This window comes from Sphingomonas sp. (assembly GCF_031380695.1).
Lineage (GTDB): Bacteria > Pseudomonadota > Alphaproteobacteria > Sphingomonadales > Sphingomonadaceae > Sphingomicrobium.
In genome coordinates this window covers 1-7,468 of sequence record NZ_JANMWY010000063.1, presented here as the reverse complement: position 1 = coordinate 7,468, position 7,468 = coordinate 1, and the positions used below count along the sequence as shown (strand labels likewise).

General features: G+C 65.6%; 9 protein-coding genes. 2 read left to right on the top strand and 7 right to left on the bottom strand.

Going from position 1 to position 7,468, the window contains the following annotated elements; genetic code table 11:
- Window positions 1-172 precede the first annotated feature (172 nt).
- The 7 genes from queA to RMN84_RS02580 form a co-directional block, all read right to left on the bottom strand.
- On the bottom strand, window positions 173-1,201 hold the full coding sequence (gene queA / locus RMN84_RS02610; RefSeq protein ID WP_309610649.1) for a tRNA preQ1(34) S-adenosylmethionine ribosyltransferase-isomerase QueA: 1,029 nt from the start codon (window positions 1,199-1,201) through the stop codon (window positions 173-175).
- On the bottom strand, window positions 1,201-1,929 hold the full coding sequence (locus RMN84_RS02605; protein WP_309610648.1) for a peptidylprolyl isomerase: 729 nt from the start codon (window positions 1,927-1,929) through the stop codon (window positions 1,201-1,203). The genes queA and RMN84_RS02605 overlap by 1 nt, the downstream gene beginning before the upstream one ends.
- Window positions 1,930-1,946: 17 nt before the next feature.
- On the bottom strand, window positions 1,947-2,435 hold the full coding sequence (gene coaD, locus RMN84_RS02600) for a pantetheine-phosphate adenylyltransferase (RefSeq protein ID WP_309610647.1): 489 nt from the start codon (window positions 2,433-2,435) through the stop codon (window positions 1,947-1,949).
- Window positions 2,436-2,438: 3 nt separating this feature from the next.
- Window positions 2,439-3,335, bottom strand: a complete 897-nt coding sequence (locus RMN84_RS02595) for a farnesyl diphosphate synthase (RefSeq protein WP_309610646.1) — start codon at window positions 3,333-3,335, stop codon at window positions 2,439-2,441.
- A 4-nt stretch (window positions 3,336-3,339) separates the two neighbouring features.
- Window positions 3,340-3,576, bottom strand: a complete 237-nt coding sequence (locus RMN84_RS02590) for an exodeoxyribonuclease VII small subunit (protein WP_309610645.1) — start codon at window positions 3,574-3,576, stop codon at window positions 3,340-3,342.
- A 37-nt stretch (window positions 3,577-3,613) separates the two neighbouring features.
- The gene (locus tag RMN84_RS02585) at window positions 3,614-4,318 is read right to left on the bottom strand and encodes a DUF1013 domain-containing protein (protein ID WP_309610644.1); all 705 of its coding nucleotides are present in this window, start codon (window positions 4,316-4,318) and stop codon (window positions 3,614-3,616) included.
- Window positions 4,319-4,407: 89 nt separating this feature from the next.
- Window positions 4,408-5,385 (bottom strand): NAD(P)H-quinone oxidoreductase, encoded by a 978-nt coding sequence (locus tag RMN84_RS02580; protein WP_309610650.1) that lies wholly within the window; start codon window positions 5,383-5,385, stop codon window positions 4,408-4,410.
- A 90-nt stretch (window positions 5,386-5,475) separates the two neighbouring features.
- Here RMN84_RS02580 and RMN84_RS02575 point away from each other — a divergent pair, with 90 nt between their 5' ends.
- The gene (locus tag RMN84_RS02575) at window positions 5,476-5,676 is read left to right on the top strand and encodes a DUF1192 domain-containing protein (protein WP_309610643.1); all 201 of its coding nucleotides are present in this window, start codon (window positions 5,476-5,478) and stop codon (window positions 5,674-5,676) included.
- A 103-nt stretch (window positions 5,677-5,779) separates the two neighbouring features.
- The coding region (locus RMN84_RS02570; RefSeq protein WP_309610642.1) for an AAA family ATPase at window positions 5,780-7,468 on the top strand (1,689 nt) is incomplete at its 3' end.

Below are 7,468 nucleotides of genomic sequence, written 5' to 3'. Positions count from 1 at the left end.
GTAAAGCTCCTGTCGGCGAACTTGGGCATCCAAGCCTTACCCGATCAAGTGGACACAGGGAGGCACTTTTGGCCTACGCGTCGCCCGCTTTCCTGTTGCAGTAACGTTCGCCCTATGAACTAGCTGGGGATGCCTTGGCCTTACAACCGCCGCGCGTGCACGGTTGAGTGCGTTAGGCCGGCAACAACAGACTTGCATCACCATAGCTGTAGAAACGGTATTCTTTTTCAATGGCATGGGCGTAAGCCTCCTTCATAAGCTCAAGCCCCATCAGCGCGCTGACCAGCATGAACAGGGTCGATCGCGGCAGATGGAAGTTGGTCAGCAGCCCGTCGACCGCGCGGAACCGCGTGCCCGGCGTGATGAAGATCGCAGTGTCGCCTTCGAACGGGCGGATGACACCGTCGTCGCCGGTGGCGCTCTCCAGCAGCCGCAGCGAAGTCGTCCCCGCCGCGATGATCCGCCCGCCGGCGGCGCGCGCGGCATTGAGGCGGTCGGCCGTCGCGGCATCGATCCGGCCCCATTCGGCGTGCATCTTGTGATCGGCAGTGTCATCGACCTTGACCGGCAGGAAGGTTCCGGCACCGACGTGCAGCGTGAGCGTCTCGCGCGCCACGCCGGCCGCCTCGAGCGCGTCGATCAGGCGCGAGGTGAAGTGAAGTGACGCGGTTGGCGCGGCGACCGCTCCCGCCTCCCGCGCGAACATCGTCTGATAATCGTCGGTGTCGGCGGCGTCGGTCCCGCGCTTCGACGCGATATAGGGCGGCAGCGGCATAGTCCCGGCCCGCGCCAGCAACTGCTCGACCGGATCGTCGCCGTCAAAGCGGAGCAGGATCGCGCCCGCCTCGTCGCGCTTGATGGCGGTCGCGCTCACGTCCGCGCCGAAATCGATCACATCGCCGTTGCGCACCCGCTTGGCGTTGCGGACGAATGCCCACCAAGAGCGCAGATCAGCGCGTTTGTGCAGCGTTGCTCCCACTTTCGCCTCACCCCGTCGTCCCTCTAGCTGTGCCGGAATAACGCGCGTGTCATTGAACACCAGCACGTCGCCCGCGCGAAGCAGTCCTGGCAGGTCGAGCACCAGGCGGTCGCTGATCGTCGCACCCTCGACGAGCAACATCCGCGCCGCATCGCGCGGGCGAACGGGGCGAAGGGCGATGCGGTCGGCGGGGAGGTCGAAATCGAAGAGATCGACGCGCATTACCTCTTGCGCAGCTTCCTGACCGGGGTTGGCAGCAGCGCGGGCAAAGGCGCCGCAACGACTGGCGCCGCGACCACCGGCGGCGCCGCCGCGACCACCGGAGCCGGCAGCACTTCGCTCACCGCAATCGGTCCACCCAGGGTCGCGTGGGAAATCGTCGTCGGTGCCTCGGGCGGTTCGCCCTGGGCGATGCCGTCGACCGCGCTCATCCCTTCGACGACCCGCCCGACGACGGTATATTTGCGGTCGAGCGACGCCTTGGGGCCGAACATGATGTAAAATTGGCTGTTAGCGCTGTCAGGGCTTTCAGCCCGCGCCATTGCGACCGATCCGCGCAGATGAGGCATGTCGCTGAACTCGGCCTTGACGTCGGGCAGCGCCGATCCGCCGGTGCCATCCCCCTTGGGATCGCCGCCCTGGGCCATGAAGCCAGCGATAACGCGGTGGAATTTCAGCCCGTCATAAAAATGCTGCTGCGCCAGCGCCTGAATCCGCGCGACCGAATGCGGTGCGATGTCAGGGCGCAGCTGGATTACCACATGCCCGCCGGTCGACAGGTCGAGAATCAGCTTGTTGGCCGGATCTGCGGCGATCGCGGCGGGGGCGACCACGCTGACCACCGGCGCCTCGACCAGCTTGCCATGCTTGACCTTGGCCTCATGCGGCGCATGCTTGGCGGCGACCAGCGCGAAGGCGGCCAGCGGCAACAACATCAACGGCTTCAACATATTTCCTCCCGAGCGCCTCACTTCGACGCGGCCAGATATTTTGCGACATCGGCCGCGACGGCGGGCGTCACGAACTTGTCGATCTTGCCGCCATAGCGGGCGATTTCCTTAACCAGTCGTGACGCGATCGGCTGAAGGCAGACATCGGCCATCAGGAAGACCGTTTCGATCCGGTCGTTCAGCTGCTGGTTCATGCCCGCCATCTGATATTCATATTCGAAGTCGGCGACGGCGCGCAGCCCGCGGATGATTAGTCTCGCTCCTTCCCGCTCGGCAAAGTCCATCAGCAGCAGGTCGAAATCGACCACGCCGATGTCGCCATCGACGTCGGAAATCTCGCGGCGGACCATCGCCAGCCGCTCCTCGATGCTGAACATCGGCGATTTGGACGGATTGGTGGTGACCCCGATGATCAATCGATCGACAATCTGCGCGCCGCGCTTGATGATGTCGAGATGACCCAGCGTGAGCGGGTCGAACGTTCCTGGATAGACACCGATGCGCATGGCCTAATGATCCCGTTCGACGGCAAAGCGGGCGATGGCGCGGAGCAGGTCGGCTTCCGCGCCGCGATCGTGGAGATGCTCGATCGCCTGCTCGACCAGCATGGACGCCTGGGCGCGGGCACGTTCTTCGCCGAGCAGCGAAACGAAGGTCGCCTTGCCCGCCGCCGCATCCTTGCCGACGCGCTTGCCGGCGGCCTCTTCGGCGCCGCTATGGTCGATCAGGTCATCGGCAATCTGGAACGCCAGGCCGATGTTGCGGGCAAAGCCTCGCAGCGGCACGCGGGCGTGGGCGTCGAGTTGGGCCATGATGCACGCCGCCTCGACGGCATGCTCGATCAGCGCGCCGGTCTTGAGCTGCTGCATGCGGGTGATTGCGGGAAGGTCGAGCGGCTGGCCCTCGGCGGCAAGGTCGAGCATCTGCCCGCCGGCCATGCCGTCCGGCCCCGATGCGCGCGACAGGTCGAGGACGAGTTCGGCGCGGACGGCGGGGTTTTCATGCACCGCTGCATCGGCCAATATCTCGAACGCCAGCGCGTGCAGGCTGTCCCCGGCAAGAATCGCGGTTGCCTCGTCAAACGCCTTGTGCACGGTCGGCTTGCCGCGGCGAAGATCGTCGTCGTCCATGCACGGCAAATCGTCGTGGATCAGCGAATAGACGTGGATCGCCTCGATCGCCGCCCCGGCCCGCACGGCGCGGTCGCGGTCGATGTTGAACAGCCGCGCTGTCGCGACAGTCAGCAACGGGCGGAGCCGTTTGCCACCGCCGATCACGGCATGGGCCGTTGCCGCATAGAGCCGGTCGCGGCCGTCGCCGGGCGACGCCAGCAGGCGGCGGAACAGCGCATCGACCTCGTCCGCGACGGTGCGCGCCTCCGCGTCGAGATCGATCGCGCGGTCCATCGCCTCAGTCGCCATCGAACGGCCGAGTCCCGTTGGGCTGCCCATCCGGACCGATCGAGATTTGTTCGATCCGTGCCTGCGCCGCCTTGAGCCGCGTTTCGCAATGGCGCTTCAACGCGTCGCCGCGCTGATAGAGGTCGATCGACTGGTCGAGCGGAGCGCTGCCCTGCTCGAGCGTGCGCACGATCCCCTCAAGCTCCTTGAGCGCATCCTCGAAACTCAAAGTGATGTCGTCAGCCATGCCGCGTTCTGGCCCCCACCGTTGCGCTTTTCAAGGCTCAGACGGGCTTCTTAAACGGGTCCTTGATGCCCGGCACGATCTCGTCCGACGTGTCGGGCTCGCCCGCCTCGGCGGCGACCAGCGCCGCCTCGGCATCGCGGGCATTCTGCTCGCGCTCAGCGCGCAGCTCGACGATCAGGGCCTCGCGGTCGCCTTCCAGCCGCGTATCGGTCGGGGCCGGCGCGCCCGCTGCCTTGGCCGCCTTGATTACGGCGGCGTCGAGTTCGCGCTGCGACGTCAGGCCGAGCGTCACCGGGTCCTTCGGCTGGATATTGGCCATGTTCCAGTGACTGCGCTCGCGGATCGCGGCGATGGTCGTGCGGGTCGTGCCGATCAGCTTGCCGATGGCGCCGTCGGTGACGTCGGGATGATTGCGGATGATCCAGGCGATGCCGTCGGGCTTGTCCTGCCGCTTGCTGACCGGCGTGTAACGCGGGCCCTTGGTGCGGCGGATCGGATCGGGCTCCTTGTGCATCGTGAGCCGATACTCAGGATCGTTCTGCGCTTTTTCAATTTCTTCGTGCGTCAGTTCGTTGGCGCGGATCGGATCCCGCCCGGTCAGCTTGGTCGCGGCGGTATCGTCGGCGATCGCCTGTATTTCCAGGATGTGCAAGCCACAGAATTCGGCGATCTGCTCGAACGACAAGGCGGTGTTGTCGACCAGCCAGGCGGCGGTGGCGTGGGGCATCAGCGGCTGGGCCACGGTCTTCTCCAAAAACAGAAACGGCCGCCCCTTCCGGAGCGGCCAAGATATGCACGGGGGTCTAGTCGCGACTTGTCGCAAGGGCAAGCTCACATCGTCAGCACGATCTTGCCGACATGAGCGCCCGCTTCCATCCGGGCATGGGCGGCGGCGGCTTCGGCCAGCGGGAAGCTCATGTCCATCACCGGTTTCAGGCGGTTGCCCTCGACGTAGGGCCAGACCGTCTTGCTCAATTCGTCGGCGACCATCGTCTTGAAACCGACGTCGCGCGGGCGGAGCGTCGATCCGGTCAGGGTCAGGCGGCGGCGCATGATATCGAAGATGGGGATTTCCGCCGTGGCCCCGCGTTGCACCGCGATCGACACGTGGCGCCCCTCGACCGCCAGGCATTTGAGATTGCGCGGCAGATAATCGCCGCCGACCATGTCGAGCACCACCGCAACACCCTTGCCCTCGGTCCAGCGATCGACCGCGTCGACGAAGTCGGTTTCCTTGTAGTTGATCGCATGGGCTGCGCCGAGCTCGACCGCCCGCGCACATTTCTCGTCCGACCCGCAGGTGACGATCACGTCAAGCCCGAAGAGGTTACCAAGCGAAATCGCCATCGTCCCGATGCCGCTGGTGCCGCCATGGACCAACACCGTGTCGCCGTCGGCCGCGAAGCCGCGTTCGAACAAATTGGTCCACACGGTGAACAATGTTTCGGGCATCGCTGCCGCTTCGGTCATCCGCAGCACTTCGGGCACCGGCAGGCAGGTGCCGGCCGGCGCCACGCAATATTCGGCATAGCCACCACCCGCGACCAGCGCGCACACGCGCGTCCCGATTAGCGCCTCGCCCGCCCCGCTGCCCGCCGCGACGACCGTTCCGGCGATCTCCAGCCCCGGAATATCCGACGCGCCCGGCGGCGGCGGATAGCCGCCCTTGCGCTGTAATACGTCCGGCCGATTGACTCCGGCGGCGGGGACCTCGACCAGCACCACGTCGTGGCCCGGCACCGGCACCGGCCGATGGACGGGTAGCAGCACCTCTGGCCCGCCGGGCGTGCTGATCTCGATCGCCTTCATTGTCGCCGGAATATCACTCACGAAACTCTACCCCCAAAGTGGTCGCGGCGCTTATTGACATGGCGCTTCGCCGGGTCAACGCTGTCGACGATGGATTTGGAGGATCTCTTTTCGGGCAAGCCCAGCGATCCGCTGACCGAACTGGCGCGCCAGGAACTCGGCCCGCTGTCGGTCGCCGAGCTCGACGAGCGGATTGCCGCCCTTCGCGCCGAGATTGCGCGGGTCGAAGCCCACCTGGCAGAAACGGCGGCGCACCGCGCCTCGGCCGATGCGCTGTTTGCCAAGCGATAGGCTCTTTGCCTTCGACGCGACGCCGCCCTTGATCCGGGCGGCGATCCTTACGACATTGTTGCCAAGCCCCGCGTCCTTCCTGGACGCGGCATAGGAGTCCTCCATGCCCAGTTTTGCCCGGGACCTCGAACAGACCCTCCACAACGCGCTCGGCGAAGCGAGCAAGCGCCGCCATGAATATGCCACGCTCGAGCATTTGCTGATGGCGCTGGTCGACGACGAACATGCCTCGAAGGTGATGACCGCGTGCGGCGTCAACCGCGACGACCTGCGCGGGACGATCAAGCATTATCTCGACAATGAGCTCGGCGCGCTCGTCGCCGACAGTGCGACCGATCCGACCCCGACCAGCGGTTTCCAGCGCGTTGTTCAGCGTGCGATCCTCCACGTCCAGTCGTCGGGCCGCGACGAAGTGACCGGTGGCAACGTGCTGGTCGCGCTATTCTCCGAACGCGAGAGCTATGCCGTCTACTTCCTCCAGCAGCAGGACATGAGCCGCCTGGACGCAGTGACCTATATTTCGCACGGCGTCGGCAAGGGCGATGGCCCGGCCGAGGCGACCCCGCCAAGCGGCTCCGAGGAAAAGCCCGAGCAGAAGAGCGACGGCAAGAAGGAAAGCGCACTCGCCCAGTTTACCGTCAATCTCAATGAGAAGGCGAAGACGGGCAAGATCGACCCGCTAATCGGACGCGGCGCCGAGGTCGATCGGACGGTTCAGATCCTCTGCCGTAGGTCGAAGAATAATCCGCTCTACGTCGGCGATCCGGGCGTCGGCAAGACCGCAATCGCCGAGGGCCTGGCCCGCAAGATCGTCGAGGGCGACGTCCCCGAGGTGCTGCTGCCCGCGGTCATCTACTCGCTCGACATGGGTGCGCTGCTCGCCGGCACACGCTATCGCGGCGACTTCGAGGAACGGCTGAAGTCGGTCGTCAACGAACTCGAGAAGCTGCCCCATGCGGTGCTGTTCATCGACGAGATTCACACCGTCATCGGCGCTGGCGCGACTAGCGGCGGGGCGATGGATGCATCGAACCTGCTCAAGCCAGCGCTATCCTCCGGTGCGATCCGCTGCATCGGCTCGACCACCTACAAGGAATTCCGCAATCATTTCGAAAAGGACCGTGCGCTGCTTCGCCGGTTCCAGAAGATCGACGTCAACGAGCCGACGATCGAGGACACGATCAAGATCATCGCCGGACTGCGCTCGGCGTTCGAGGCGCACCACGCCGTCCGCTACACCCCCGACGCGATCAAGTCGGCGGTCGAGCTGTCGGCGCGCTACATCCACGACCGCAAGCTGCCTGACAAGGCGATCGACGTGATCGACGAGGTCGGAGCGATGCAGATGCTGGTCCCGCCGTCGCGGCGCAAGAAAATCATCACCACCAAGGAAATCGAGCAGGTCGTCGCGACCATGGCGCGCATCCCGCCGAAATCGGTGTCGAGCGACGATAAGGCGACGCTTCAGAATCTCGAGACTGACCTCAAGCGGGTCGTGTTCGGGCAGGACATGGCGATCGAGAAGCTCGCTTCGGCGATCAAGCTCAGCCGCGCGGGCCTGCGCGAACCCGACAAGCCGATCGGCAACTATCTCTTCTCGGGGCCGACCGGCGTCGGCAAGACCGAGGTCGCGCGCCAGCTCGCCTCGGTGCTCGGCATCCCGCTGCAGCGGTTCGACATGTCCGAATATATGGAGCGCCACTCGGTCAGCCGGCTGATCGGCGCGCCGCCGGGCTATGTCGGCTACGAACAGGGCGGCCTGCTGACCGACGCGGTCGACCAGCAGCCGCAC